24 protein-coding genes are annotated in these 26,103 nt (G+C 54.8%); 11 read left to right on the forward strand and 13 right to left on the reverse strand.

The features are described from left to right. Positions 1–179 precede the first annotated feature (179 nt). Positions 180–692 (reverse strand): serine protease inhibitor ecotin, encoded by a 513-nt coding sequence (eco, locus tag QCD69_RS02625; protein WP_301250925.1) that lies wholly within the window; start codon positions 690–692, stop codon positions 180–182. 324 nt (positions 693–1,016) lie between these two features. Between eco and QCD69_RS02630 the strand changes: the two genes are divergently transcribed. Beyond that, positions 1,017–1,913, forward strand: a complete 897-nt coding sequence (locus QCD69_RS02630; protein ID WP_301250926.1) for a polysaccharide lyase family 7 protein — start codon at positions 1,017–1,019, stop codon at positions 1,911–1,913. Positions 1,914–2,174: 261 nt separating this feature from the next. Here QCD69_RS02630 and QCD69_RS02635 read toward each other — a convergent pair whose 3' ends face one another. Beyond that, complete coding sequence (locus QCD69_RS02635) at positions 2,175–2,570, reverse strand: YgiW/YdeI family stress tolerance OB fold protein (protein WP_301250928.1); 396 nt, start codon at positions 2,568–2,570, stop codon at positions 2,175–2,177. Between the two features lie 453 nt (positions 2,571–3,023). Between QCD69_RS02635 and QCD69_RS02640 the strand changes: the two genes are divergently transcribed. Further along, positions 3,024–3,518 carry a GlcG/HbpS family heme-binding protein gene (locus tag QCD69_RS02640; protein ID WP_253454310.1) on the forward strand — a complete coding sequence of 165 codons (495 nt, stop codon included), beginning with the start codon at positions 3,024–3,026 and terminating at the stop codon, positions 3,516–3,518. A gap of 191 nt (positions 3,519–3,709) precedes the next feature. Here the strand turns inward: QCD69_RS02640 and yajD are convergent, their stop codons facing one another. The 3 genes from yajD to QCD69_RS02655 all read right to left on the reverse strand — a co-directional run bounded on the left by yajD (position 3,710) and on the right by QCD69_RS02655 (position 5,722). Continuing rightward, positions 3,710–4,057 carry an HNH nuclease YajD gene (gene yajD, locus QCD69_RS02645; RefSeq protein ID WP_253454311.1) on the reverse strand — a complete coding sequence of 116 codons (348 nt, stop codon included), beginning with the start codon at positions 4,055–4,057 and terminating at the stop codon, positions 3,710–3,712. 135 nt (positions 4,058–4,192) lie between these two features. Continuing rightward, positions 4,193–4,753, reverse strand: a complete 561-nt coding sequence (locus QCD69_RS02650; RefSeq protein ID WP_253454312.1) for a YtfJ family protein — start codon at positions 4,751–4,753, stop codon at positions 4,193–4,195. A 96-nt stretch (positions 4,754–4,849) separates the two neighbouring features. Then, a complete protein-coding gene (locus QCD69_RS02655) occupies positions 4,850–5,722 on the reverse strand; it encodes a LysR family transcriptional regulator (protein ID WP_253454313.1) in 873 nt (290 codons plus the stop codon). Positions 5,723–5,824: 102 nt separating this feature from the next. Between QCD69_RS02655 and QCD69_RS02660 the strand changes: the two genes are divergently transcribed. Together QCD69_RS02660 and QCD69_RS02665 are read left to right on the forward strand one after the other, a co-directional pair. After that, positions 5,825–6,913 carry an NADH:flavin oxidoreductase gene (locus QCD69_RS02660; protein WP_301250931.1) on the forward strand — a complete coding sequence of 363 codons (1,089 nt, stop codon included), beginning with the start codon at positions 5,825–5,827 and terminating at the stop codon, positions 6,911–6,913. Between the two features lie 109 nt (positions 6,914–7,022). After that, on the forward strand, positions 7,023–8,345 hold the full coding sequence (locus tag QCD69_RS02665; protein ID WP_301250932.1) for a D-serine ammonia-lyase: 1,323 nt from the start codon (positions 7,023–7,025) through the stop codon (positions 8,343–8,345). On the opposite strand, the gene QCD69_RS02670 is transcribed toward QCD69_RS02665, so the two are convergent. Then, on the reverse strand, positions 8,332–10,398 hold the full coding sequence (locus QCD69_RS02670) for an FUSC family protein (protein WP_253454316.1): 2,067 nt from the start codon (positions 10,396–10,398) through the stop codon (positions 8,332–8,334). The two genes, QCD69_RS02665 and QCD69_RS02670, sit on opposite strands and share 14 nt — an antisense overlap. Before the next feature lie 374 nt (positions 10,399–10,772). Between QCD69_RS02670 and QCD69_RS02675 the strand changes: the two genes are divergently transcribed. Beyond that, on the forward strand, positions 10,773–11,180 hold the full coding sequence (locus QCD69_RS02675; protein WP_125290061.1) for a DUF2000 family protein: 408 nt from the start codon (positions 10,773–10,775) through the stop codon (positions 11,178–11,180). A 630-nt stretch (positions 11,181–11,810) separates the two neighbouring features. After that, positions 11,811–12,215 (forward strand): (R)-mandelonitrile lyase, encoded by a 405-nt coding sequence (locus QCD69_RS02680; RefSeq protein ID WP_253454317.1) that lies wholly within the window; start codon positions 11,811–11,813, stop codon positions 12,213–12,215. Between the two features lie 27 nt (positions 12,216–12,242). Here QCD69_RS02680 and QCD69_RS02685 read toward each other — a convergent pair whose 3' ends face one another. Both QCD69_RS02685 and QCD69_RS02690 read right to left on the reverse strand, forming a co-directional pair. Next, positions 12,243–13,130, reverse strand: a complete 888-nt coding sequence (locus QCD69_RS02685; RefSeq protein WP_301250933.1) for a benzoate transporter — start codon at positions 13,128–13,130, stop codon at positions 12,243–12,245. 147 nt (positions 13,131–13,277) lie between these two features. Further along, entirely contained in the window at positions 13,278–13,742 is a 465-nt protein-coding gene (locus QCD69_RS02690) for a hypothetical protein (RefSeq protein WP_253454319.1), read from the reverse strand. 589 nt (positions 13,743–14,331) lie between these two features. On the opposite strand from QCD69_RS02690, the gene QCD69_RS02695 reads away from it, so the two are divergent. Together QCD69_RS02695 and QCD69_RS02700 are read left to right on the forward strand one after the other, a co-directional pair. Then, the gene (locus tag QCD69_RS02695; protein ID WP_253454320.1) at positions 14,332–15,723 is read left to right on the forward strand and encodes a diaminobutyrate--2-oxoglutarate transaminase; all 1,392 of its coding nucleotides are present in this window, start codon (positions 14,332–14,334) and stop codon (positions 15,721–15,723) included. A 5-nt stretch (positions 15,724–15,728) separates the two neighbouring features. Continuing rightward, positions 15,729–17,186, forward strand: a complete 1,458-nt coding sequence (locus tag QCD69_RS02700; protein ID WP_253454321.1) for a pyridoxal phosphate-dependent decarboxylase family protein — start codon at positions 15,729–15,731, stop codon at positions 17,184–17,186. Positions 17,187–17,311: 125 nt separating this feature from the next. Here the strand turns inward: QCD69_RS02700 and QCD69_RS02705 are convergent, their stop codons facing one another. Continuing rightward, positions 17,312–17,563, reverse strand: coding sequence for a helix-turn-helix domain-containing protein (locus QCD69_RS02705; RefSeq protein ID WP_301250934.1), 252 nt, complete (start codon positions 17,561–17,563; stop codon positions 17,312–17,314). 229 nt (positions 17,564–17,792) lie between these two features. On the opposite strand from QCD69_RS02705, the gene QCD69_RS02710 reads away from it, so the two are divergent. Both QCD69_RS02710 and QCD69_RS02715 read left to right on the forward strand, forming a co-directional pair. Further along, complete coding sequence (locus QCD69_RS02710; protein ID WP_301250935.1) at positions 17,793–18,476, forward strand: helix-turn-helix transcriptional regulator; 684 nt, start codon at positions 17,793–17,795, stop codon at positions 18,474–18,476. Positions 18,477–18,481: 5 nt separating this feature from the next. Next, positions 18,482–19,138, forward strand: a complete 657-nt coding sequence (locus QCD69_RS02715) for a helix-turn-helix transcriptional regulator (RefSeq protein ID WP_301250936.1) — start codon at positions 18,482–18,484, stop codon at positions 19,136–19,138. 48 nt (positions 19,139–19,186) lie between these two features. Here the strand turns inward: QCD69_RS02715 and fabV are convergent, their stop codons facing one another. Both fabV and eptB read right to left on the reverse strand, forming a co-directional pair. Further along, positions 19,187–20,383, reverse strand: a complete 1,197-nt coding sequence (gene fabV, locus QCD69_RS02720) for an enoyl-ACP reductase FabV (protein ID WP_253454325.1) — start codon at positions 20,381–20,383, stop codon at positions 19,187–19,189. A 363-nt stretch (positions 20,384–20,746) separates the two neighbouring features. Then, positions 20,747–22,402: a kdo(2)-lipid A phosphoethanolamine 7''-transferase gene (gene eptB / locus QCD69_RS02725; protein WP_301250937.1), complete on the reverse strand. Its 1,656-nt coding sequence runs from the start codon at positions 22,400–22,402 to the stop codon at positions 20,747–20,749. A gap of 489 nt (positions 22,403–22,891) precedes the next feature. Here eptB and QCD69_RS02730 point away from each other — a divergent pair, with 489 nt between their 5' ends. After that, complete coding sequence (locus QCD69_RS02730) at positions 22,892–24,166, forward strand: Glu/Leu/Phe/Val family dehydrogenase (RefSeq protein WP_253454327.1); 1,275 nt, start codon at positions 22,892–22,894, stop codon at positions 24,164–24,166. Between the two features lie 47 nt (positions 24,167–24,213). Here QCD69_RS02730 and QCD69_RS02735 read toward each other — a convergent pair whose 3' ends face one another. Together QCD69_RS02735 and QCD69_RS02740 are read right to left on the reverse strand one after the other, a co-directional pair. Then, on the reverse strand, positions 24,214–25,506 hold the full coding sequence (locus tag QCD69_RS02735; RefSeq protein WP_301250938.1) for a glycoside hydrolase family 10 protein: 1,293 nt from the start codon (positions 25,504–25,506) through the stop codon (positions 24,214–24,216). A 161-nt stretch (positions 25,507–25,667) separates the two neighbouring features. Next, positions 25,668–26,081 carry a hypothetical protein gene (locus QCD69_RS02740; protein WP_301250939.1) on the reverse strand — a complete coding sequence of 138 codons (414 nt, stop codon included), beginning with the start codon at positions 26,079–26,081 and terminating at the stop codon, positions 25,668–25,670. Between the last annotated feature and the right edge of the window lie 22 nt (positions 26,082–26,103).

The following is a 26,103-nucleotide window of genomic DNA, read 5'->3' on the forward strand; positions in this document are numbered from 1 at the left end:
GTTGCCAGCCCTCACCTGATGTGCTGGCGTGGAAGGTGAAGCGGAGGGTCATGTGCTGCAAATCAAGGTTCAGTGTTGTAATGAACTGAAGGACGAGGACGGGCTCACTCTGCTTCGGTGGTGGTAGCTAATCACCACATAATGTCAGATACAAGCAAGAGAGTTTACCCGTAAGTTAATTATCTCACTTCGGCAGCGTTGATTTTATCATCGGCTTTCCAGATACGATATTTAACCTCAATATTCTCTGGCGTATAAACCACGACGGGAAGTTTACTGTTATACCTCAACATGCCATCCGCCCCGAGGTTGGCGGGCACAAATTTCTTTTCCTTTTTACCTGCCGGGCAGGCCATTCTGGTCGAGATGTGCATTGCGCCGGAGTCTGGCGATTTCGCTGCCTCATAGACATAATAATCATAGCCCCAACCATCAACTGTCTTGCTGTGCAGCTGGCCGAGGAGAAGATGCTGGTTACAGTCAACTTCCAGTGTCTGACCAATCATCAGTTCCACTTTATATAACTCTTCATGTTTACGTTCTGGCAGCTGTATTATTTGTCGGCTGATGCCTTTTTCCGGTTTGGGATAAGGGGCAAGATTATCTGAAGACTGTTGCTGAGCAAAAGTGCTGGCTGAAAGGCAACCGGCGGTTATCAGCAAACATACAGCCAGCGTAGGGGTTCTGATCATTCTATAAGTCCTTAGTAGTATTTAATCCAGATTAATTCATTACCATAAATTAATTTAATAGCATTAACTACTGCCATTCTATTAAAGACCAGTCTTTACTGTCACCTCCTGACGAATGATAGACGCTTAACCCCCGTAAAAAATAATTTACACGGCGTGATCCCAGGCGCGAGCGATGGGTGATTGCGCTCAAAACATCCCTGCCCTCAGAGCAAAAGAAGAAAGGGTGCTATATTCCGATAAGCGCTTAATTAACCTATTTCATTTATCCAAATAAGAAACAGCGTTTTTATCCCTCACGCATTTTGTTAACACGGAGTAAGCATGACTGAACCACTGGATACCCTGCTCAAACTGGATCTGACTACCCCTTTGAAAAAGCCCGGCGCCAGTACTGCCCGGACTTTCAAGTCCGCTGAGCTTGTCGAATCGGTGCTGGCCGATCTGGAAGCCAAAGGTCTGATCCGACGCGGTGCGGATTACTTCGACGTGATCGCGCCCACGACTGGCGCCACTACCGGTTCCGTGAAGCGCACTCGCACCGAGTTCAAATTCCCGGAGCCGATCTTCCTGAAGGACTACACCGAACTGCTCATCCGCCTGAAGGGCGAGCTGCTGGCCGTAAACTACGACGGTGACGTGGTAGTGCTGCAACTGCACTGTGACGACGGCAATGACCCTACCATTAAGGGCTTCTACGACAATGGCGAGATCAAGGTAGGCGTGCGGGACTATGACGAAACCAAAGACCCCAACAAAGTCAAACTCGTCAACGTCGGCGCAACCCCGGCGCTTCTGGAGCTGGAATACCGCATCAGAGGGAACAAGCTCACCGTGGTTTGTGGACATGGCGAATCTGCCAGCCGTAAAGAGTTTACGCTCACTGCCGGACGATTAGCTCGCCCGCACGTTCCGCATGTTGGCGTGTACAATCAGATCGACCAGGGCGCTGACACAGAACCTGCCGGCGACCGCTCCGCACTGCGCATCTATGAGTTCTATGTAGGCGAAGCGCCTGATGCGGCGCAGCCTGACCTGGCTCAACAGCTTGACGTCGAGCTGGACAAGCTGTTGCAGGACTACCGGAGCGGCGCGATCGCTCTGAGTGCTGCCAGGATCGTGCTGAACGATATCTCTACCCGCATCAAAGCGGTAGAAGACGCCGACGCCCGCTATGCCTTAAACGTCAAGACGGCCGCCGTTAAAGCCCAACTTAAGTAGAAAGCCGCCTGCGGCCGCGCGCTGCTTCTGTTTTGCGCCAGAAGCAGACGCCCGCGTCAGGGCGTAGCAAGCTTGCGTGGCGATCAGCCCTGAAAAAGCGCGTTATGCCCTGTGCCTGCCGGTTATGCAGCTCCTCGTACGTTATGACTGCACCCTGCTCAAAAAGCAGGCGTCATAACTGGCTTGATACATTCCCGCTTTTATAAAGGAAAATGATGCCGAGGCTATAAAGAAACAGGGTCGCCGGCTCTGTTGCGCCGTTCAGGGTTTTTCGATCCGGGTCACTTTCATAAAGGCGTTATCCGCTCTGCCATAAACGCGACCGCTGACGCGAACCTTGTCATCAGCCTGATAGGTTTTGCCGAGAAAAGCATCGGCAGAAGCCTGTAGCCGAACCTCGTCGCTGGCATCACGAAACAGATAGCTGCCCGGTCTTTGCTCCTTGACAATATATCCCTCAAGCGTTGTGTAGCCGCCCTGTCTGAAATCACGGATCAGGTTTGCTTTCGTGGCGCGCGTGTCCTCTGTGCCTTTCTGTGCCGCATCTTCCTTTTCAGGCGGCGGAGCCTTTTCTCCCGCCTTAAATCCGCCTTCAGCGGCCGCGACGCCGCTGCTTAGTGCGGCAAGCAAAGCCGTGAGCATCAATTTTTTCTTCATCTGTTCTCTCCATTCAGGTGGATGGTTTCATCTTAAACGTGAGTTCATCTGGCTTATCAGCACCGCTCAGCGTGCGATAAGGGCAAAACCGGGAAAGATCAACTGTAGCGCGGATATTTTATTCTGCAACTGATTGACTTATATACGCATTATGCGCAAACCCATTTTTAATGGTTAAAACGGCGTCTTCAGTTAACGGCAAACTGCGGGCGTTGCCGGTGTCCGCGTACCCTGCGCTCTCTTCTGCCGGGGCTTACGCCTGCGCCAGCACCATGCGGCCGCGGTGCGCCAGATGACAATATGGTCATCTTTCTGACAGGTAATGACGACAGCCACGCGGGTATAACAGCAGGGTGATTAATACAGGAGAATTAACATGAAAAGGTTTGTCACTGCCCTGCCTCTCGCTGCCAGTAAAAAACCGTTAAGCGGTATCGGGGGAGCCGAGCACAAATGAAACATTTTATGATTGCCCTTGCGCTCGCTACGACGCCAGGCATGGCTCTGGCTACCGGGCCAGCAGCCGTCTATGACATGACGCAGGAACTCAGCAGTAAGCTGGCCACGGAAGCGCTGTCCGTATGTCACGGTATGAATCGCCAGGGCGTGGTGGCCGTCGTGGATCGTGGCGGAAACCTGGTTTCGCTGATGAGAGATGATAACGTGGGGCCGCATAATACGCAGGCAGCCTGGCGCAAAGCCTTCACGGCGCTGTCTACCAAAACGCCAACAAAAGAGTTTACCCGTAAAGCTCAATCCTCGCCGGATACCGTTAACCTGAACACCGTTAACGAGCTATTGCTGCTGGGCGGCGGCGTACCGATTAAATATCGCGGTCAGTGGATTGGCGCTATCGGCATGGCGGGAACCGGCGGCGCCGAGTCCGACGATCGGTGTGGAACCGAAGCCATTAACAAAGTCATTGGCGAAAGCGAACAGCAAAAATAAAGTAAAGCGCGAGCAGCCAGCAACGGCGGGGGAAAAGTGCTGTCTTCCGTGGTTGCTGGCTATGATGACTTGCGGGTGGCCGCGCGCCGGGCCTGCCCTGCTTAACTGCACTGCAACATCCGTTTATTGCGCAAAGCAGACCGGCGTCTCGCATAGCGGCTGCCCTGAGCAGGAAGCGGCTATTTCTGGCGCTATTTCTTCTTGTTAAGCAGCGATTTTAAATCGGCGAAAGGGCTATAGGTGGCGGCGCCCACATCGTCTTGCGCGTCTTCCCCCGCCACAACGCTGGTACCGTACTGGTCAGCCTCAGTGTATTTTGAGTGTTCGTGATCGTGACAATACAGGCACAATAATTCCCAGTTGCTGCCGTCTGCCGGATTATTGGTATGGTCATGATCGATATGATGGACGGTGAGTTCACGCAGGTTTGAGTAAACAAACTCTCGCGAGCAGCGTCCACATACCCACGGGTAGATTTTTAATGCTTTCTCGCGGTAGCCGCTTTCCAGCCGCGCGTAGTTTTTGGGGATCAAAGCCATTGCCGATGTTACCTGTCATAAAAAGAGATTTATATTCGATGCAGGCAGGCTACCGCGCTTAACAGGCTACTTCAAGCTGTCTGTTGCGGCCGTTTTTCACTCTGCGCGAACGCTCTCAAAAGCGGGCAAGAAGGCTCAGGAAGTCTGCGGCTCCAGCAAACTTTTCAGCAGCGCTAACACCTGCTGATTTTCGGCGGGCGTCAGTGCGCCCTCGCGGGCAAAACGCACCCGCCCTTCGCTGTCCAGCACCATGACTGCCGAGCCGCCCGCTTTTAGCTGCCAGGCTCGCCTGACCGCGCCGTTAGCATCAATAATAAACTGCGACCAGGGCGACGCCTCCTTTGCGGATTTCAGGCTGGCACGGACAAATACCGCGCTGCCCGGAATGGCGTCGTCGGTGTTAACAATGGTGGTGGTCTGGTAGCGATCGTGCGGCAGGTTCGCCTTGCTCAGCGCGTCAATCAATGCGGCGTTCTGATCTTTAGCCGAAATTCTTCCGGCCATATGCAGCAGCACCCGTACTTTGCCACCAAGCTGGGCGCTGTTCCAGGGCCGTGCAGAAATTTGCTGCTGCTGCCAGATTAGCTCACCCTGTACGGCCACGCCGGCAGCGGGAACGCGCTGATTGATCACTATGTTGCTGGCCGATGCGCTGGCGGTGACGATCGTCAAAAGAGCAAACAGAACTGGCTTCATTTTTTCTCCGCAAAAAAGCGTATAAAGGGACAGATCGGCACGGCCTGCACCTGCGTTCTGTGACCTGCGATCCGGAACCTTAACCATAGTCCGTTCTCAGCCAAGCGATTGTTTTAACACCGCCAGAAAGGCGGTTACTCTGCGCGGCGTATAGCGCCGCGTCGGCAGCAGCGCCCAGACGGCCAGCGCGGGCATCGCCATATCCTCGAGCATCAGCGGCACCAGCTCGCCTCGCGCCGCTTCTTCCCGAATGTCCAGCGCGGTCAGCTGCGCAATGCCCGCCCCGGCCACGCACATTTCCCTCACGCCTTCCACGCTGCTACAGCTGAAACGGGCATCCGGCGTGTAGCTGACCGCGCCGCCCTGATTTTCAAACAGCCACCACGGCAGCGCGGACAGCCGCAGGCAGGCGTGGTTTTTCAGATCCGCCAGCTGCTTTGGTGCACCGTTACGCTGCAAATAGGCCGGAGAGGCGCAAAGGACTCTGGGGTTATCCGCCAGCCTGTGCGCCACCAGCCGGGAATCCCGCAGCGGCGCGATGCGGATGGCGATGTCATAGCCCTGCGCCACGATATCGACGGCATCTTCGCTTAAATTCAGCTCGACCTTCATTTGCGGATTAGCGGCCATCAGTTCAGGCAGCAGTGGCAAAACGTTGCGCCTGCCAAAGCCGGACGGCGCGGTCACGCGCAGCAGCCCGAAAGCGCCCGTCGCCCCGGCGCTGAACATATTTTTCGCCGTCTGCTCTGCTTCAACCATCGCCCGCGCATAGGGCAAAAACTCTTCGCCCTCGCTGGTCAACGAGACGGCGCGCGTGGTGCGTTGCAGCAGCCTGACGCCCAGCTCGCTTTCCAGCAGCGCCAGACGGCGGGAAACGGTCATGGCGGTCGATCCCAGCGTTCGGGCGGCCCTGGTCAGGTTGCCCACGGCTACGATCGCGCAGAAAACCTCAACGTCTTTCAGGTTCATTATAACGGTTTCCGTTATTCATCTAGTCAGTTTGCGGCGGTTCTGCCGTTGCATCGCGTTCATTATACTGGATCCTGTATTCATTTATCTTCAGGAACTATTATGCATCCTTTACTGTTTAAAGCGGGTCAGATCGCCCGCATCGCTTTTAAAAACCGGGCGCTCGTCGCGCCGATGACGCGTATCTCCGCTTCTGAAACGGGCCTGCCCGGCGAGATTGTACAGCGCTACTACGCCAGCTTCGCGCAGGGCGGCTTCGGCGGCGTCATCACCGAAGGCCTCTATATCGATAGCGCCTGGTCGCAGACCTATGCTTACCAGCCCGGCATCGTCAGCGACGAGCAGGTAGCCGGATGGCGCAAGGTTACGGATGCGGTAAAAGCAGCGGGTTCGGTGGTTATCGCTCAGCTGATCCACGGCGGCGCGCTTTCCCAGGCGAATATTCACCGCACCACCACCATCGGCCCTTCCGCTATCAAACCGCGCGGCCAGCAGCTGGCTTTTTATCACGGCAAAGGCGATTACGCCGTACCGGAAGCGATGACCGCACAGCAAATTGAGGAGGTCATCGCCAGCTTTGCCAACAGCGCGGAACGTGCCATCACGCGGGCCGGCTTCGACGGCGTGGAAATTCATGCCGCTAACGGCTACCTGCTCGATCAGTTTTTTACCGACTATCAGAATCAGCGTGAAGATGCCTGGGGCGGTTCGCTCGAAAATCGCCTGCGCCTGACGCTGGAAGTTATCCGCGCGGTACGCAACAAAATTGGCCGCGAGGCGATGCTGGGCGTGCGTATTTCTCAGGGTAAGGTCAACGACTTCCAGCACAAATGGCAGGAAGGCGAAGCGGGCGCGCTAAAAGTATTTGCCCTGTTGCAGGAAGCGGGCGTCGATTATATCCATATCACCGAATACAAAGCCTGGCTGCCGGCATTTGAAAATAACGATCGCTCGCTGGTTGAGCTGGCACGCGTCGGCGCGCCGGATACGGTCATTATCGCCAACGGCGGGCTGGACGACGGCGAACGGGCTGAAGAGCAGCTGCTCGCTAATGCGGATTTTGTCGCCATTGGCAAGGCCGCGCTGGCTAACCACGACTGGCCGCAGCGCGTCCAGCAGGGCCAGGCGCTGCGCCCGCTGGCGGAAACGGTTCTGGCGCCCGTTGCCAATATCAAGGAAGACGAATACTAACGGCCGCCCTTTCCCATCAGGAAAGAGAAAGCTACACTCACCGACACCCTGCGCGTCGGTGAGTCCGGCCTGTCGCGCGCCCTCTTTTTTTGCCGAGCGACAAGCCGCCATGTCAGATAGCCTTCTGCAACACCCCGTTGTCCGCCAGCTGCAGACGCTGGAAGCCACCACCTGGTTTAATCCCCATCTTGCCCGCGTGGAAGAAGGCCTGAAGCTGGTCGGCCTGAGCAGGCAGGATGCGCAAGAGGCCGAAGCCAGGCTCCAGCGCTTTGCGCCGCTTTTAGCGCAGGCCTTTCCGGAAACCGCTGCGGCGGGCGGCATTATCGAATCGCCGATCATCGCTATCCCCGCCATGCAGCAATGGCTGGCGGCCGAAAACGGCGCTATCCCCGGCGCGCTGTGGCTGAAAAAAGACAGCCACCTGCCCGTTTCCGGCTCTATTAAGGCACGCGGCGGTATTTATGAAGTGCTTGCCCACGCGGAACGGCTGGCGATAACCGCAGGCCTGCTGACGACAGAGGCGGATTACCGCATCCTGCTGTCGCCACGCCTGCGGGCATTCTTCAGCCAGCAGCGTATTGCCGTAGGCTCAACCGGCAACCTCGGCCTTTCTATCGGCATTATCAGCGCCGCGCTGGGTTTTGACGTCACGGTGCATATGTCTGCCGACGCCCGCGCGTGGAAAAAAGAGAAGTTGCGCTCGCACGGCGTAAAAGTGGTGGAATACGCGGAAGACTACGGCGTGGCCGTGGCGCAGGGACGTCGCGAGGCGGAACAGGATCCGCACTGTTTTTTTATCGATGATGAAAATTCCCGCACGCTGTTTCTGGGCTACGCCGTGGCGGGGTTGCGCCTGCGCGTGCAGCTTGAGGCGGCAGGCAGAACGGTGGATGCCGCGCACCCGCTGTTTGTTTATCTGCCCTGCGGCGTGGGCGGCGGGCCGGGCGGCGTGGCCTTTGGCCTGAAGCTTGCCTTTGGCGATGACGTGCACTGCTTCTTTGCCGAACCGACGCATTCGCCCTGCATGCTGCTGGGGATGAGCACCGGGCTGCACGAGGCCGTCGCCGTCGCGGATATCGGGCTTGATAATAAAACGGCGGCGGATGGCCTGGCGGTCGGCCGTCCTTCTGGTTTTGTCGGCCGGGCGATGGCGCAGCTGATCGACGGCTGCTATACGCTCAGCGATAAGAGGATGTACCAGCTGCTGGCCGCGCTGGCCGCCACGGAAAATCTTCGCCTTGAACCCTCCGCGCTGGCCGGAATGGCCGGGCCGCAACGCCTGAACGCCGACTATCTGGCACAGCATCGCCTTAATGCAGAGACGATGGCCCGCGCCACGCATCTGGTCTGGGCCACGGGCGGCGGCATGGTGCCGGAAGAAGAGATGCAGGCTTATCTGGCGGCGGGCCAACGCGCGCTCAGCGCCGGATAGTTTTCAATAAGGCGATATCGGGCCAGCGCTGACCCGGAAAAAGCGACAGGCGAACGTTAAACAGATAAAACAGCGGCGCAAACACGGCCTCGTCTTTGCCCGCCAACGCTTCCAGCTTCAGCAACAGCAGATCCAGCTCCTCCAGCAAATGCTGATGCGGCTGCGTCTGTAACGATTTCATGCGCCGCTTTAAAAACAGCGCCAGCTCGTGAAACATCTGGCCGCTGTCAATGCGATAGCTTTCCAGCAGCTCGCGATGGCGGGCATAGTAGTCATAGCAGTTAGCGCCCAGCCAGGCTTCCGTCAGCAGATTGCCGCCAGAAACCAGATCGGGATGCGGATCCAGACGCATACGCGGCAGGATAATATTGACCCGATCCAGCATCCGCACCACAAAGTGCTGCCGCGCCAGCAGCGAAGATCCGTTGCGCTCAATCTCTTTCACCAGCCGCAGCAAATCGCTCAGCCCTTTGCGCAGCGTGCGTTTGGCGGTCCATGAAGGGCGCTTGTTGCGGATCAGCGCCGTAATGGTCACCGCCACGATAATGCCGACCATCGATGAGATGGCCGTATTGATCAGGCCGGTGAGATTTGGCGTGAAGTGGTGAGTCATGCCCAAAAACGCCGGGATCTGCGTCGCCACGCTGATGCCGATCAGATTGGTCGAGGGACGGGCAATAACCAGCCCCAGCAGCAGCAGCCCTGGCGTCAGGATCAGCAGCAGCGCCTCGAAGGTGGTTGCCTGCGGGATCAAAAAGGCCACGTAGAACAGGCTGATCGCCAGCGCGATAAACACGCCTTTGATAAACCTTTTCATCGGCACCAGCGGCGTATCCATGCTGGCGAAGAACGACGCCACAATCGCCGCCATCATCGGTGCCGTCGCGCCGTCGGCCCAGCCGCTGCCGATCCAGAACAGGCTGGAAATAAAGGTCGCCAGAAAAGCCGTGGCGGCCGAAAGCAGCAGCAGGCCGTTATCAATATGGCGCTCCGCTCGCGTCTCCTTCGCCAGGCTGGTGTCGCCGGAGAGATCGCTGACCAGCACGCTGACGCTCTGATAGGCGCCTGCGATGCGTACAAAATCCGCCAGCCGTTCCAGCAGGCCCATCAGCAAAATGCTCTCCTCCGTGGCGAGCGCCCCGCTCCGCCACTGCTGTTTCAGCGCCGTCTGGGTCGCGGCAAGCTGCTGCTGCATTTGCGCCGTCTCTGCAATCTCGCCACGATTAAGCCAGCCGACAAAATCGGCAAAGACGTCCGTGACCTCCTGCGGAAAGCGGATTTGCTGTTCGGCCAGAATGCTCAGCCGCGCTTCGATAGCGGTCAGCGTAGGGATCAGGTACGACAGGTGCTGGTACTGCACGCTGACCAGCCGGATTAGTTTGCGTGCCGCATCGCCTTCATAGACGCAATGTACAATCAGCGTTTCCACATTGGTCGGATAGTTTGCCATCTGGATCAGAATATCCTCCCGCTCCAGCGACTTATCTTTTGGCCTGACCGTAATCAGCTCGTGGCACAGCTTCTGCGCGTTCAGATACCAGACGCTGACGCTCTGCTCCAGCAGGCTGCGCATGGAAACCGGAAGGATCAGCTGGTGCACCAGGCTGCTACAGATAATCGCCAGCGTAATCTCCTCAATGCGCGAAATAACGATATCGCTGATGGAGAGCGGCGACACCACGCCGGGAAATCCCATAATGGCGGCGCTGTAGCCTGCCAGCATAAAGATATAGCTTTTTGGCGTGCGGTCGTGCAGCGAGAGATAGAGGCAGACGGCGACCCACAGCGAGACGCACAGGCTGAACAGCAGCGGATACTGCACGGTTTCCGGGTAAATCAGGAAAATAAACAGCCCGCCCAGCAGCGTGCCCAACAGGCGAAAGATCGACTTGGAGATGGTGGCAGCGGAATAGAGCTGTGAAGCCACAAAGACCGTCGTTAACGACCAGGCTGGTTTTTCAAAATTAAGTTCAAGCGAAATATAAAGTGCCAGAAAGGCGGCCAGACAGGTTTTAGCGGAGAAGAGTACCGCGTTTTGGGTAAACCACTTCATGGAAATTATTGAACCGGATGCACATTGCGTGGATGCGTATCCTGCCAGAAGGCGGATGCCGCTGCCCGTCAATTAGTACTACAAATTATTAATGACTTAACTAAATGATTTAGCAGGTAAACCTGTTCAAAAACGGCTTAAATCACCTGAAAAAAACGGGAGAATGGCGAAATTTACGCCAGATCAATTATCGCCTTTTGTGCGGTTTTACTTTTTCTGCGGCCACCCGGCAACGGCTTCGATAAGGATTGCGTCTTATTGAGGCCACCTTGCGCCGCGGCTGGCGTGGATGCTGGTTTACTCGCCTGAATTATTTATACCGCCAGTCCTCTCTCCGCTGAAGATAAAAGCTGACTTACTCAGCGGAGAGCAGCATGTTTGACAGTAAAATCGCACTGATTGTGCGCGAGGATCTTGCCATCTGGCAGCGACTGAACGTAACGGCCTTTTTAGCCAGCGGTATCGCTTACGCCGCGCCGGAAATTAGGGGCGAACCTTATATAGACGCCAAAGGCCAGCGCTACGGTTGTATGGCCGGGCAGCCGATGCTGGTGTTTGCCGCCGATCTCGCCGGTTTACAGGCTGCGCATTGCAAAGGACTGGCGCGCGAGCTGACGCTGATCCCTTATGTTCAGGCGATGTTTTCGACCGGTCACGACGAGGCCAACCGACAGGCTTTTCAGGCAGAAGACCCGGACAATCTTAATTTAGTGGGGCTGGCGATTCGCGGCCCTAAGAAAGCGGTCGATAAAGCGATTAAAGGCCTTGCGATGCATAGCTAAACGGCGTTTCTTGTTGGGCGGCACGGGCAGGCTGTTCCGCCCTTGATGCTGCCCTCTTTTAAGAAGAGCCTTTCTGCTTTGGCTTATTTTAAGCGAGGTATTGTTACCTTATAAGCCTCTCATAATAAAGCATTATACGGCATCTCAATTTACGCTTTACCCTACAGACTATAGTAATGACAAAACGCTATAGGCCAGATCGCTGTAACGTACTAAAAAAGCCTCTTAATGGTTCAGCTGATGGAACATTTCTTGCGCTGTAGCAGGTTATTTGCTGCGTGGCGCTGAACACTTTACCCACCGATTTTGATTATTCAGAGCATTTATTTATCCCACCCGTCAGCGTTTTTAAAAAATAATATTCAGGTTGTAAACCATAGTTACCTTTAACTTCTCGTGGCAAATAACTGCAAAAATCAGCATCTGGCTTTACGATAAAGATCAGGACAAGAATAAAGCCTTAATAATTAATTGATTATTTCTATTCATGAGCGCCACTCATTAGCTTATTCGGTTCAGTCAGCTTATTCTCGCCTTCGTTTTGCGCTACGCTTATCGTTAATCTCATTTCGTCCGCCCTCTTCGCTTGTTCTGCGGCGCAGTCGGCCTTTCATCTGCAAGGAAAAAATAATGACTGATATCTATCAATGCGGTTCTCAGGCTTCTTATGCAGGCCCTGAAGATTGGTTTACCGGCACCGTGCGCGTCGATCCGCTTTTTCCTGCCAACGAACCCGCACGCGCCAGCGGCGGCAGCGTCACCTTTGAACCAGGCGCCCGTACCGCCTGGCATACGCACCCGCTGGGCCAGACGCTGATCGTAACCGCAGGCTTTGGCTATGTGCAGACCTGGGGCGAACCGGCGCGTGAAATCCGTCCCGGCGACGTGGTATGGATCCCACCGTTTGAGAAGCACTGGCATGGCGCCAGCGCCAAAACCGCGCTGACCCATATCGCGATCCAGGAAGCGCAGGATGGCAAAGTTGTGGAGTGGCTCGAAAAAGTCACCGATGAGCAATATGGCGGCGAAGCATAGGCAGAGCGCCGGTGGTCACGGAGCGCGCTACTCTTTCAAAAACGCCTGAAAGCGCGCTTTGTTAGCCACCAGCCAGCCCGGCAAATGCTCGTTATCGACCGGCACTATCTTCATTTTGCGCGGGCGGTTCCAGATGTCGATATTGTTCTCGACGCAGCGGCGAATATGGTCGGGATTATTAAATTCCGGCCGATCGTGCTCAATATGAGAAATAGTCGACATCTTTTCGCTGATGCGTTCATCAGTCATCACCCAGGAGAAATGCCAGCCACCCCGCTGAACGATTTTGGTACGAAATTTCAGCAGGTTCCAGCGTAGCCAGCTGTCCCTAATCGGCGTACCTTTACGCTTCACGTTGCGCAGCAGCTCGGGCTGGCCGTGAAAAAAGCCTTTCAGGTTTTTATAGGTCACCATTTTAGGCAGCTTGCACAGGCGCGGCGTCCCGTCTTCGTTCATGACCTGCAAATTAAATTTAAAATTATAGAAATGCTGATAGAGCGTGGTGCAAAGGTGCCTGTGGCTGAACTGCGCCAGCGCCTGAGGATGGGGGATCTCATCCACATCGGATATGATAATGATATCTTCATCCCGCGCGTCCGTCAGGCCTTGCATAATTGCGTTACGCGCATGGCTTTCGTTTTGCCAGGGATCGGTCTCCCCTGCGTTGACCAGAGAACTGTTGGAATAAAAAGCCTGCTGATAAATAACCGGCACGCGATCGTTAACAACATAAATAATTTGATCCCTGAAGGCCGCAAATTTTTCGATATCAAAATGCAGACGTTCACGTTTCTTGCCCGTAAACGTATAAAGCGACTCAACGACGACAAACTTATCTACGTGTTTATGGAGCGTATTAAGCCGGATTTCCAGCAGCATATCTTCGTCATAGTATAAAAAGCAGTCGTAAATCACGGTAATAATGCCTGTATCGTAAAAAGCAGTGCCACAAATTAACAGAAATTGACACGGCGCTACAGCATTTTGTCAGATTTGCGTAATTACCTGTAAGCAGATGTACGACAGTCTCCTTCCACAATCCGGCCGTCACGGCCCCGTTCGTCAGTCCATCGTTTTCGAGTGCCAGCCGCCTGCCAGCAGAAACGATACGCTGTCGTCAGAAGCGATGGCCGATCCCGTATAAAGTCCCAGCAGCTGCTGTTTTTCGGCGTCATAAAACAAAATTCCGGTCAGCGCCAGGCTGGCGGCCAGGTAAAAATGGGCCGTATCCCGAAACAGCAAGGCATAGTCCGCGCTGCTGAGCGTGCCGGTGCTGGCAAGCTGCAGGGGGAAAATAGCCGGAGCGGCCTTGCCGGTGCAGGTGTTGCTATAGCCTTCAATGATCTGACAGTGAATAAGATGCTCTTCACCCTGCCCTGAAAGCGTGACTTCGGCATTGACCTCCTGAGGCGGCTCGGTAACTAAAATTGCGTTAACGCTGCTCTCCATATCCTCCGGCAGATGCGGAAAATGTTTGCGGAAAAGGGTAAGGATCTCCTCAGCGTTGATATTTAACAGATTGCTCATTTCCGCACTCCCGTTTCAAATTGTAAGCCCGCGTTATTTAATTTGAGTACAGCCTATGATTTAGCTCAGAGCGAGAAAATTGTTTCATTATCGCGCAGGCTTTGCTTGCTCTATAATTAAAAACAGCAGGTTAAGCCGTCTGCTTCTATTTTGTTTAAGACTTTCCTCAGGGCATTTATAAACGAAGCGGCGCGTTACGGCCGCTGCGCTTAATAAGCCCAGGGGTAAGCGGGTTTTATTGCCGCTGCGCTTATTAAGCACGCGGGTAAATGTCAGCTCGTTGGCCGTTAAAGCGGTTTTTGCCCCGGTAGAGCAACGCCTTGCTCGCCTTTTGCGCGCCACAAAGCGTTCAAAAAGGCCTTTTTTGTGCTTTGTTGTAGAGATGTTAATAACGCATCGGGCTGATAATGGGTCAGAAAACCAACAACATATTGATTACTATAGGAAAAACTTAAAGTAATCTTAACAAAATTAATGATTGAGTCGGGGGCTGAAAAGTCCTATATTGGCCGCGCTTTTTTACAGCGCTCACACTTTTAATTTATTTTTCAACTACGGCGTTATTTATAACCCTGGTTGTAGGAGAGATATGATGACGGATAAAGTCCGTATTGATAATTTTGGTGCGAATTCATCAGGAAACAATGAAGCGTTTTTAGCCCGTCAGGCTGAATATGAATCGAACGTGCGGAGCTACCCGCGCAAGCTGCCGTTCGCCATTGCTAAAGCACAGGGAGTCTGGATTACAGATGTTGAGAATAATCAATATCTTGATTGTCTTGCCGGTGCAGGTACGCTGGCGCTTGGCCACAACCATCCTGATATGCTGCAGAGCATCCAAAATGTCATTACCAGTGGCTTGCCGTTACATACGCTCGATTTGACGACGCCGTTGAAAGATGAATTTTCTGCCTACCTGCTCTCTTTACTGCCGGGCCAGGGCAAAGAATACTGCCTGCAGTTTACCGGCCCTTCCGGCGCTGACGCCGTTGAAGCCGCGCTGAAGCTGGCGAAAAAATACACCGGCCGTACCGGCGTGATTAGCTTCTCCGGCGGCTACCACGGCATGACCCACGGCGCGCTGGCGGTAACGGGCAACCTGTCGCCGAAAGAAGCCGTTAACGGCATGATGCCGGAAGTGCAGTTTATGCCTTATCCGCATCTGTACCGCTGCCCGCTGGGTATCGGCGGCAAGGCGGGCGAGCAGGCGCTGGCTTACTACTTTGAAAACCTGATCAACGACGTGGAAAGCGGCGTGCGCAAACCTGCGGCGGTGATTTTGGAAGCGGTTCAGGGCGAAGGCGGCGTGAACCCGGCTCCGGTCGAGTGGCTGCAGCGCATCCGTAAAGTGACCCAGGAACACGGCATTCTGCTGATCCTGGACGAAGTGCAGGCTGGCTTCGCGCGTACCGGTAAGTTCTTCGCCTTCGAGCACGCGGGCATCGAGCCGGACATCATTGTCATGTCCAAAGCCGTAGGCGGCGGTCTGCCGCTGGCCGTGCTGGGCATCAAAAAGCAGTTCGACGCCTGGGCACCTGGCCACCACACCGGCACCTTCCGCGGCAACCAGCTGGCGATGGCAACCGGCCTGACCACCCTGCGTCACCTGAAAGACAACAATATCGCCGATAAAGTTGCCGAACAGGGCGAATGGCTGAAAGCGAAACTGGCAGAGATGCAGAAGCGCTATCCGGTCATCGGCCACGTGCGCGGCCTGGGCCTGATGCTGGGCATTGAGATCGTCAAGCCGAACGAGCCGCAGGATCATATGGGTTGCTACCCAGCCGATGGCGAGCTTTCCGCGCTGTTGCAGAAGAAATGCTTTGAAGCTGGCCTGATCCTGGAGCGCGGCGGCCGTCACGGCTGCGTGCTGCGCCTGCTGCCTTCGCTGCTGATCAGCAATGAAGAGCTGGGTATTTTCCTGGATAAATTTGAAGTCGCCCTGGTTGCTGCCGGCGTTAAACCTGTTTCTGCGGAGTGAAGTTGATGTCCCGGTCCAACCCTATTCTGGCAGCTTCGGCGCAGAGCACCGAAGCCTACCAGCAGGCTATTGCCCAGACCAGCCAGGCCGTCGTGCAGTGGCTGCAACAGCCTGAGATGTATCAGGGCAAAAGCGTAGCCGAGCTGCGTGAGCGTATCGCGCTGGATTTCACCACGGAGGGCCTGGGCAACCAGGCCGCCATTGAGCGTGCGATCGAGTACTTCCTGAAAGACAGTCTGTCTGTGCATCATCCGCAGTGCGTGGCGCACCTGCACTGCCCTAGCCTGGTAATTAGCCAGGCGGCGGAAGTGCTGATCAACGCCACCAACCAGAGCATGGACTCCTGGGATCAAAGCCCTTCAGCCACCATCATTGAGATGAAGCTGATTGAATGGCTGCGCGCTCAGGTCGGCTATCAGGCCGGCGACGCGGGCGTCTTTACCAGCGGCGGCACCCAGAGCAATCTGATGGGGCTGATGCTGGCGCGCGATGCGTTCTTTGCGCGTCAGGGCCACTCTGTCCAGCAGGATGGTCTGCCGGGCGATCTCAGCAAGATCAAAGTGTTCTGCTCTGAAAACGCCCACTTCTCCGTGCAGAAGAATATGGCGCTGATGGGTCTGGGCTACCGCTCCGTGACGCTGGTGAAAACCGATCGCTTTGCGCGTATGGATACGGCGGATTTGGCTGACAAACTGGCGCTGGCAAAAGCCAACGGCGAAAAGGTGCTGGCTATCGTTGCAACGGCGGGCACTACCGACGCGGGCGCTATCGATCCTTTGCGTGAAATCGCGCAGATCGCAGCAGAAAACGAGACCTGGCTGCACGTTGATGCGGCATGGGGCGGCGCGCTGCTGCTTTCTGATAAGTATCGTCATTATCTGGACGGCATCGAGCTGGTGGATTCCATCACCCTGGACTTCCATAAGCAGTTCTTCCAGACCATCAGCTGCGGCGCGTTTCTGCTGAAAGAAGCGCGTCACTACGAGCTGATGCGTTACCAGGCGGCCTACCTGAACTCTGAGTTCGATGAAGCTCAGGGCGTGCCGAATCTGGTTTCCAAATCCCTGCAAACCACGCGCCGTTTCGACGCGCTGAAAATGTGGATGGGTCTGGAAGCGCTGGGCCAGAAGCAGTATGCCGAAATCATCGATCACGGTGTAACGCTGGCGCAGCAGGTTGCGGCCTGGGTTGCCGAACAGCCTGCGCTGGAGCTGGTGATGGAGCCACAGCTGGCAAGCGTGCTGTTCCGCTTCCGTCCGCAACAGGGCGACGATGCGGCAATCGCCCTGCTTAACCAGAAGATCGGCGATGCGCTGCTGGATTCCGGGCGCGCCAACGTAGGCGTGACCGAACACAACGGCGTAACCTGCCTGAAGATGACGCTGCTGAACCCAACCGTGACGCTGGAAGACATCAAGCTTCTGCTGGCGCTGGTAGAGCGCACGGCGGCTTCTCTCGCATAGTTATCTTGTACGGATCAAAGCCGGTAACGCCCGTTACCGGCTTTTTTATTAGCCTTTATTCATCCCATCAGACTGTTTTCAACAACAGGACAATGCGCTTCGCGCCATCGGCTCTTTTCAGGCTGTCAGCGTTTCCTGGTTAGCTGTTGCCGCTGGTCGCACCCGTTTCTGCTTTTATATCTTGAGGGCCATATGTCTTCCGGCGGCATTTCCAGAGCCTTTGCTATCAGGCGCTCTCCTTTGGGCCAGGGTCTTCGTAAGGCATTAGCCAAAGTAGAGGCGGCCAGCCCCGCTTCTCGTGATACAGCGGATAGGTTTGTGCCCTTCTTTTTCAATAAGGCAATAATATCTGCCGGGTGGATATCATTTTTGTTCATCGGATCCCCTTATAATGGGCAGGCCGCATTACTTTCCGTAGAGCTAAGTGGATAGCATAATCCGGATGATATACGGCTCAGGCTTTTAATTTTTATCAATTGATATTGTTAATCGTGTCTCTGGTATTGGCACCCCAGCCTGTTTTACGTTATTTATAGCAGGTGAAAAAAGGTCTGTTTGATGTAAGGTTTATCTCATGTAGGGTTCTTTTTATGTAGGGTTACCGCTATGAAAATTCAGTCGCTTCCGAAAAATCTTATTAATATGTTTGAAAACGATCCGATTACTGGATGGGCCGTCAAAGACATTAATTCCAACTTTGTTTACGTAAACAATGCCTTTAAGATATGGCAAACTATTTCAACCCGCTTCGATTATGAAGGGTTAAATATACGTGATGTCCCTGTTCCCGTAGCCGAGTTTGCTGATATATTTGCACAGCAGGAAAGAGAGATTGAGCAAACCGGCAAAGCGGTACGTGCTATTACCACGCATATTCAGGGCAAAGAGAAAATTTTACAGCCCGCTTATAATATCCAGGAGCCGTTATTTAACGAACAGCGCCAGTGCGTCGGCACGGTGATAAGCGTCAGGCATGTCAATATTATCACGCCGGGATCGCTGCTTAACGGCAAACTCTGTCAGCATGTCACTCTTCAGCCGCCTTCGGCTGTCTTTACGGAAAAAGAGTGGGAAGTGGTTTATCTGTTACAGTGTAACTTAAGCCTGAAAGAAGTAGCGCATGTGCTGGGAATTTCTATCCATGCCGTCAGTGGACGCCTGAGAAGCTGCTATCGCAAAGCGGAAGTGAGCTCATCCTCCATGCTAATTGAATTTTGTAGGGAGAAAAATATAGATAACTACGTTCCTGCCTTCTTTTTGAAAAAAGGACACATTATTATTTCTGGATAATAAAAATGGACTATTACTTTAGCTACTCCCTGTTCGGGTGGGTGATAAAAGACGCCTCTTCTCGTTACGTATATGCCAATCAGAAAGCCTGCCGTTATTTCAGCCAGCCTTTCGAAAAAATAAAAGGCTGTACGGATAAAGACCTGTTCCCCGACCTCTGTGATTTTCACGACAGAATCACAAAGGATGACAAAAAAATTATAGCCACAGGCGCTATGAGCATGGTTTTAAGGATATTTAATCAAGAAGGAAATAACAGAAAACAGGCTTATTTGGTTGAAAAGCGGCTCTGGCGATTGCCTGACGGATCACCTGGCATAATTTGTAATTATATTGAAATCACAAACGTCTACTTTTCAACATTTCTGTGTCAGCACTCTCGTAAACCTCTTACTTTTACGGCACCTTCCCCGCTTTTTACCAATCGGGAGTGGGAAGTTATCCTGCTGCTTTTATGTGGGATGAAAAGAGATCGCATGTCAGCTATGCTCAACGTTAGCAAACTTACGTTAAGAAACAGAATAGCCCGCTGCTGTGAAAAAGCTAACGTAATGCACGGAATCGCGCTTACTCAATATTGCCAGCGTAAAGGATGGGATAATTATATTCCGCCGTTTTTTCTTAAAAAAGGCTATATCACTTTTTCTGGCAAATTCGGCTAAAAATTTAGCAGGCGTGAAAGAAAGGCGTCCCGCAGGACGCCTTTACGCTTACATCTGCACCAGATTTTTGATTTTCACATCCGGGTTGACGTCGGCGTCGTAATCCACGCCGTCCAGGCCAAAGCCGAACAGGTGCATAAACTCTGTTTTGTAGCCAACGAAGTCGGTCAGCTCGTTCAGATTTTCGTTAGTGACGGTCGGCCACAGCTTCACCACTTCATCCTGCACTTCTGGCTGCAGCTCTTTGTAGTCGGCACGCAGGCGGCCAACATCGTCAAGAATTGGTGAGGCGTTATACAGGCTGTCTTTGAACAGGCCGTAAACCTGCTCGATGCAGCCTTCGTGAGTGCCCTTTTCCTTCATCACTTTAAACAGCAGCGACAGGTAAAGCGGCATCACCGGAATAGCAGAGCTGGCCTGGGTAACCACGGCTTTCAGTACGGAAACACGCGCGTCGCCGCCCTTTTCCGCCAGCGTGTCGCGAATAGTCAGGACGCGCTTGTCCAGGTCTTTCTTGGCTTCGCCGATAGAACCGTTCCAGTAGATATCGTGGGTGATCTGCTCGCCAAGATAGGTAAAGGCGGTGGTTTTCGCGCCTTCAGCCAGCACGCCGGCCGCGTTCAGATCGTCAATCCACATCTGCCAGTCTTCGCCGCCCATCACCGCTACGGTGCCGTCGATCTCTTCCTGAGAAGCGGGTTCCAGCGTGATATCGGTAATGGTTTCTTTATCGGTGTTCAGGCCGCGCGTGTGCAGCGTTTTGCCAACCGGTTTCAGCGTAGAGTTAAAGACTTCGCCGGTTTTTGGATGGGTACGACGCGGCGCAGCCAGGCTGTATACCACCAGATCGACCTGACCCAGATCCTGTTTAATCAGCTCAATGGTCTTTTGCTTTACTTCGTCTGAGTAAGCGTCGCCGTTGATGCTTTTTGCATACAGGCCCTTCGCTTCCGCCAGCTCTTCAAAAGCCGCAGAGTTATACCAGCCAGCGGTAGCCGGTTTGTTTTCTTCGCCCGGACGCTCGAAGAACACGCCCAGCGTATCGGCTTCGCAGCCAAAGGCGGCAGAGATGCGGGCAGCAAGGCCGTAACCCGTAGAAGCGCCAATCACCAGCACCTTTTTAGGGCCGTTGGCAATTTTGCCCTGGCGGGTCACGTAATCAATTTGTTTTTCAACGTTAGCTTTGCAACCCGCCGGATGGGCGGTAACACAGATGAAGCCACGAATGCGTGGTTTAATAATCATGTCGACCTCAATAACCGTCTCAGTAAATATGGCCCGTAGAATACCTGCTTGTGGCGTTTCAGGCAAAGTTGACAGTAGCTTATCGTCTACAGACGCTTTTAACACGAGCGCTTTGCATATTATTTATTCAGTCTTTATACAACCGCTCGCGCCTGAGCGGGTGAAAAGCGGCAGCGGAATACGAAAACGCCGTGAACCCATCCGTGGCGGCTCGTTTCGCGCGTCCATGCGCGTTTGCTTTCCGCTCAGCCTTTGCCGTAATGAAGCGATGGTATTGCTGCCAAAAACGGCAGTATTCCGCCAGACCATTGCGTTTGTCATCAATCTTACGGCAGTCCTGAGTCTGCCTGTTAACAGTCTGACTCAGGGCACGTGACACCAGTTACGCAACTGATTAATACCGCCGTCCGGCGAGGTAAAGCCCGCGCAGCCTAACAGGCTGTCGTACAGCTTTTCGTGGAATACCGGCGTTTTATCCTGCGCCATTTTTTTCAGCTGATTAAAGGCCGCCGCGTGATCGGGGTGCTGTAAAAATTTGTCGGATGCCCAGACCATGATCGGCACGCTGCGCTGCGCCATCGGTGCCTGATTGCGCGGCGTGCCGTGGAAATGCATATTTTGCGAAATCGACTCGCCGTGATCGGAAGCATAAAACACAATAGCGTTACGATCGCGCAGTTGGTTAAAGACCTGCTCCAGCACGTAATCGGTATAAAGCAGGCTGTTATCGTAAGAGTTAACCATCTGCTGCGTGGTGCAGTCGTCGTCAATGCCCAGGCATTCCGGCTGATAGCGCGCAAAGCTACGCGGATAACGCTCGGTATAAAGATAGTGCGACCCTTTGGTATGCAGAATAACCAGGTGTTTGCCCTGCGAATGACGCTCGACAGAATCCTTCAGCTCGCTGACCAGCGCCATATCGTCGATAGGCTTGCCGACGTTGCGCTTTTCGGACTGAATGGTTTCCCGCAGCGCATAGTCGTCCGCCAGCGCTTTGTTATAGAACCAGGCCTCGCTCTGCATGGCAAACAGCTCGGAGGAGAAGCCCTGCTTTTTCAGCACGGAAAACACGTTCATCTCTTTCAGCGTGCGCTCTGGCGCTTCCGACGCGCCGCCCTCGCGCACAAACATGCAGCGCAGCGAGAGTTTGGTTGAGGTGTCGCAGGAGTAACCCTGGAGCGCAGCCAGATTAGGCTCTTTATCCAGGTAAGGCGTATTGTCGCGCTGGTAACCGTAAACCCCCATATGATCGCGCCGCGCGCTTTCGCCAATCACAAACACGATATAGAGGCTGTCCGCATCTTTTGGCGGCTTATAGGTAAAGTGCGCGGCGGGATCGAACAGTTTACGACTGTCTTCTGCCTGGCTCCAGCTGCTGTAGGCCAGCAGCCCCATGCCCGACAGCCAGTTTGATGGCGAATAGGTGCCGGCGACCACGCCGCCGTAGCTGGCCATCATGCGGTTATGCTGGCGATCCAGATTATCCTGGTGCTCGCCCATCACCTTCAGCGGCAGCCAGCAGCAGAGGCCTGCGGCCAGCATGACGCCGATGCGCCGGGCGATAGCGCCACCGTTACGCCGCCGCAGGGCCGCTTCCGGCAGCGGCGCGAGCCACAGGATCAGCAGCGGCAGCAGGCTCACCAGGCCCAGCCAGACGCCAAAATCCCAGCCGACCGACTCCCTGGACAGATCGAAACTGTCGGTGGTCATCACCGCCGCGATAATGCCGTAGCCGATATCGACGTTGAAAAAGATCATGTAATAGCTGGCGGCCACGGAAAACACCACCAGCAGCGAAGTCAGAACACGGAACAGCAGCCGGCCGGCCAGCGAGGCCAGCAGCGTGGTAAACAGCACCAGCGCAAAAGCCGCGACCACCTCAATGGCGATCGACAGCAGGGCGTCGTAATGAAGCTGATGAAAGCGGCGGAGAAAAATCGGCAGGTTTAATAAAATGCCCGTGTAAAAGGCAATAAAGCAGCAGACCCGATACTGCGTCAAAAAAAGCAATCTTTTCATCTGTCCCGTCATTGTTATGGCAGTGAATGGCATGACCAAAGCGGCTTTGGTATTGAAAACGTTATTATTCTAACGATACGGCGTAAGACAAGGTAAACGCAGGTGAGTTTACCGTTGGTACTGAAAAAGTGAGTGTTATAATGTAACAAAAGATGTGGCAGACGTTAACCTTTTCGTGCAGCGCGCGCGCCTGGCAGGCTTTCGGCAAAGTTTGAACCGGCTCAAAGTTCTGATAAATAAAGGCGTACCGAACTACATGCAGTGGATATGCATAATTATTCCCAAAGCCTGATACAAAGGCTGGCTACGGGTCAATGCGGTAATTAATTATTCGCCTGCCCTCAGCCGATCCACCTTCCCGTGCTCTTATTAACATTAATTTAATGAATTAAAAACAACTCATTAATGTTAGATTATGCCGCGTTCAGGTCAGAAGCACTGGCTCCCTCATCATTTCGTAGCATTTATAACTGTCAGGAAAGCATTGTTATGGATAAGCTATCTTACGCGTCAGAAAGCCCCAACACCGCCTGGTCCACCTACCTGCAGCAGATCGATCGCGTCGCGCCCTACCTGGGCGAGCTGAGTCGCTGGGTCGATACGCTACGCCATCCTAAACGCGCGCTGATCGTGGATATTCCTCTTCAGATGGACGATGGCTCCATTCGTCACTTTGAAGGCTTTCGCGTGCAGCACAATCTGTCGCGCGGGCCGGGCAAGGGCGGCGTTCGCTATCATCCCAACGTCGACTTAAATGAGGTCATGGCGCTTTCCGCCTGGATGACCATCAAGTGCGCCGCGGTGAACCTGCCTTACGGCGGCGCCAAAGGCGGCATCCGCGTCGATCCCTTTAAGCTTTCCGAAGGCGAACTGGAGCGACTGACCCGTCGCTACACCAGCGAAATCGGCCTGGTGATCGGCCCGCAAAAGGATATTCCGGCGCCGGACGTGGGCACCAATGCCAAAGTGATGGCCTGGATGATGGATACCTATTCCATGAATCAGGGCACCACCATTACCGGCGTGGTGACCGGCAAGCCGGTGCATCTCGGCGGATCGCTGGGCCGTGAAAAAGCCACCGGTCGGGGCGTATTTGTTACCGGTCGTGAAGTCGCCCGTCGCCTGAATATCGAAACGGACGGCGCGCGCCTTGCCGTTCAGGGCTTCGGCAACGTCGGCAGCGAAGCGGCTCGACTGTTTGTCGCCGCTGGCGCGCGGGTGGTGGCCGTTCAGGATCACTCCGCCACGCTTTACAATGCCGAAGGCATCGATCTGACCGCGCTGACCGACTGGCAGGCGACGCATAAAAATATCGCCGGGTTCAGCGGCGCGCAGACGATTGACGCGGAAGCGTTCTGGCAGCTGCCGATGGATATTCTGATCCCGGCGGCGCTGGAAGGACAAATCACCCGTGAGCGCGCGGAAAAACTGAGCTGCAAGCTGATCCTGGAAGGCGCTAACGGCCCAACCTACCCGGACGCAGACGATATGCTGGCGTCGCGCGGCATTACCGTAGTGCCGGACGTTATCTGTAACGCGGGCGGCGTAACGGTCAGCTACTTCGAGTGGGTGCAGGATATGGCCAGCTTCTTCTGGAGCGAGAGCGAGATCAATGAGCGAATGGACAAAATTATGTCCGAAGCGATGATCCATATCTGGGACAAAGCGCGGGAAAAAGAGTGCAGCCTGCGTACCGCTGCCTATATCGTTGCCTGTGAGCGTATTTTGATGGCAAGGAAAGATCGCGGCATTTATCCGGGCTAGGCAGCCTGCAAAAACAGAACGCCGCCTCTTATGGGCGGCGTTTCTTTTTACTGCTTACCCCAGCGGCTGCGCAGGTAGTTCACCGCCTGCTGCGTTTGCGGCTCGTCAAGAAAAGCGTCGCGAAACAGAATGGTTCCGGCCACGCCGGGCTGCGTCTCGTTGAGCTCAATCTGCCTTTTCAGCTCGGCCACGCCCTGCTCTTCGCCCCACTGCGGCTCGGTAGCCGTAGGCTTGCCCACTTTATACAGCGCCACGCCGATATAGAGTTTGACGGGGCCGCTGCCGACCACGTCAGCCCACCATTTCGCCAGCGTGGGATAACGCACGATTTTCCGCTCGAACGGCCAGTAAAGCTGGGGCGCAATATAATCTAGCAGCCCTTCTTTAACCCACAGTCGGGTATCGGCAAAGGCCTGATCGTAAGCCTCGGCGCCGCGTGTATCGGAACCGCGCTCGTCTTTGTCCGCATTGCGCCAGACGCCTGCCGGACTGATGCCGAACGCCACCTCCGGCTTCAGGGACTTGATCGTCGCCGCCACCTCTTTAACCAGCAGCAGCGTATTGTTGCGCCGCCAGCTGGCCTTATCAGCAAAGCCTGCGCCGTATTGCTGCCAGCTGCGGCTGTCATCCAGCGGCGACGAGGGCGTTTCATAATAGAAATAGTCATCGAACTGCACGCCATCGATCGCATAGTTTTTTACCAGCTCGGCGACCACGCTGTTGATCCACTGGCGAACCTGCGGCAGTCCCGGATCCAGCACGTAGCGATCGCTGGCGACGCGCACCCAGTCGCGATGCAGCACGAAAACGCTGGCCGGTGACTGACGCAGCGTTTTTTGCAGCGCACTGACCGTGGCTGGCGAAGTGTTCATCGTGATCCGGTAAGGATTAAGCCACGCGTGTACCTTGAGGCCTCTTTTATGCGCCTCGGTGAGCAAAAACTGCAGCGGATCGTAACCGGGATGCTGGCCGATTGCCCCGGTCAGCTCGGCAGACCAGGGCAAAATCGCGGAGCGATAAAGCGCGGTGCCGTCAGGCTTCACCTGGAAAAAGACCGTATTGATGCCCAACGCCACATACTTATCCAGCCGCTGAACGAGCGCCTGCTGCTGTCGCGCGATGCGCAGTTCGGGATCGGCAAGCGTTAGAGAAGCAGGCGGCGGCCAGTCGAGGTGGTTCACCGTTGCCAGCCAGACGCCGCGCACAGGCTGAGGCTTTAGTACGGGCGTGGGCGGCACATAAGGCGTGACCAGCGATTTGACCTCAGACTTATGGCTACAGCCTGCCATAAGCAGCACCAGCATCGCCCCAAGCCAGCCTGAACCCCTTTTTATTAACATCTTGCCTGCTCCCTGGTTATGGCGTCAGATATTTCTCCACCAGCGCTAAAGCAATGGTTTCCGTCTTTGCGTCGGCGTTGCCGCTGATATCGACCGGGCGGAAATGCATTGGAAAGCGCGGACAGTTATGCGGGTTTCCTCATCCGGAACGCCCGTTAGCGCTATTTTACTATAAGCGTGCGCGCCGCCTGATAATGCGTTTTAAAGGCTTCGTTTTCTTCGCTCAGGCGGATAGCCGCTTCAATCATCTCGTTCTGGTTCAGCGAGGTCGCGCCTTCGCTGGTGCGCCAGTGGATATAGAGCACGCAAAGCGCGGCAACCTGCAACATCTCGTTTTCCGCACTGTCGCCGTCAAAGCCATATTCCTCGTCACACCAGCGGTAAACGTTGCCGACAAAAGGCATATCGCCCTGCTCGTCCAGCGGCGGCAGGCTGGCGAACAGCTCGATCATTTCGGGTGTGGCGACGTAGCTGCTGCGGCCGACCGCATCCAGCTGTTTGCCACGCGCGCGGGCGTTGTTGGCCTGTTTGGCTTTGAGTTTGGCGCGCTTGCTGCGCTTGTCCTGCTTGCTCACCGGTTTCTCCTGGCGAAAAAAA

The sequence above is a fragment of the Erwinia sp. PsM31 genome (assembly GCF_030433775.1).
GTDB classification, from domain to species: domain Bacteria; phylum Pseudomonadota; class Gammaproteobacteria; order Enterobacterales; family Enterobacteriaceae; genus Erwinia; species Erwinia aeris.

Bases quoted from the DNA above. Each gene is read 5' to 3' on its own strand.
- QCD69_RS02710 (WP_301250935.1), top strand. From the start codon at position 17,793: ATGAAAATTCAGTCGCTTCCGAAAAATCTTATTAATATGTTTGAAAAC.
- QCD69_RS02690 (WP_253454319.1), bottom strand. From the start codon at position 13,742: ATGAGCAATCTGTTAAATATCAACGCTGAGGAGATCCTTACCCTTTTC.
- QCD69_RS02635 (WP_301250928.1), bottom strand. From the start codon at position 2,570: ATGAAGAAAAAATTGATGCTCACGGCTTTGCTTGCCGCACTAAGCAGC.
- QCD69_RS02630 (WP_301250926.1), top strand. From the start codon at position 1,017: ATGACTGAACCACTGGATACCCTGCTCAAACTGGATCTGACTACCCCT.
- QCD69_RS02675 (WP_125290061.1), top strand. From the start codon at position 10,773: ATGTTTGACAGTAAAATCGCACTGATTGTGCGCGAGGATCTTGCCATC.
- QCD69_RS02665 (WP_301250932.1), top strand. From the start codon at position 7,023: ATGTCAGATAGCCTTCTGCAACACCCCGTTGTCCGCCAGCTGCAGACG.
- QCD69_RS02655 (WP_253454313.1), bottom strand. From the start codon at position 5,722: ATGAACCTGAAAGACGTTGAGGTTTTCTGCGCGATCGTAGCCGTGGGC.
- QCD69_RS02730 (WP_253454327.1), top strand. From the start codon at position 22,892: ATGGATAAGCTATCTTACGCGTCAGAAAGCCCCAACACCGCCTGGTCC.
- QCD69_RS02705 (WP_301250934.1), bottom strand. From the start codon at position 17,563: ATGAACAAAAATGATATCCACCCGGCAGATATTATTGCCTTATTGAAA.
- eptB (WP_301250937.1), bottom strand. From the start codon at position 22,402: ATGAAAAGATTGCTTTTTTTGACGCAGTATCGGGTCTGCTGCTTTATT.
- QCD69_RS02700 (WP_253454321.1), top strand. From the start codon at position 15,729: ATGTCCCGGTCCAACCCTATTCTGGCAGCTTCGGCGCAGAGCACCGAA.
- fabV (WP_253454325.1), bottom strand. From the start codon at position 20,383: ATGATTATTAAACCACGCATTCGTGGCTTCATCTGTGTTACCGCCCAT.
- yajD (WP_253454311.1), bottom strand. From the start codon at position 4,057: ATGGCTTTGATCCCCAAAAACTACGCGCGGCTGGAAAGCGGCTACCGC.
- QCD69_RS02670 (WP_253454316.1), bottom strand. From the start codon at position 10,398: ATGAAGTGGTTTACCCAAAACGCGGTACTCTTCTCCGCTAAAACCTGT.
- QCD69_RS02650 (WP_253454312.1), bottom strand. From the start codon at position 4,753: ATGAAGCCAGTTCTGTTTGCTCTTTTGACGATCGTCACCGCCAGCGCA.
- QCD69_RS02735 (WP_301250938.1), bottom strand. From the start codon at position 25,506: ATGTTAATAAAAAGGGGTTCAGGCTGGCTTGGGGCGATGCTGGTGCTG.
- QCD69_RS02660 (WP_301250931.1), top strand. From the start codon at position 5,825: ATGCATCCTTTACTGTTTAAAGCGGGTCAGATCGCCCGCATCGCTTTT.
- QCD69_RS02640 (WP_253454310.1), top strand. From the start codon at position 3,024: ATGAAACATTTTATGATTGCCCTTGCGCTCGCTACGACGCCAGGCATG.
- QCD69_RS02680 (WP_253454317.1), top strand. From the start codon at position 11,811: ATGACTGATATCTATCAATGCGGTTCTCAGGCTTCTTATGCAGGCCCT.
- QCD69_RS02715 (WP_301250936.1), top strand. From the start codon at position 18,482: ATGGACTATTACTTTAGCTACTCCCTGTTCGGGTGGGTGATAAAAGAC.
- QCD69_RS02695 (WP_253454320.1), top strand. From the start codon at position 14,332: ATGATGACGGATAAAGTCCGTATTGATAATTTTGGTGCGAATTCATCA.
- eco (WP_301250925.1), bottom strand. From the start codon at position 692: ATGATCAGAACCCCTACGCTGGCTGTATGTTTGCTGATAACCGCCGGT.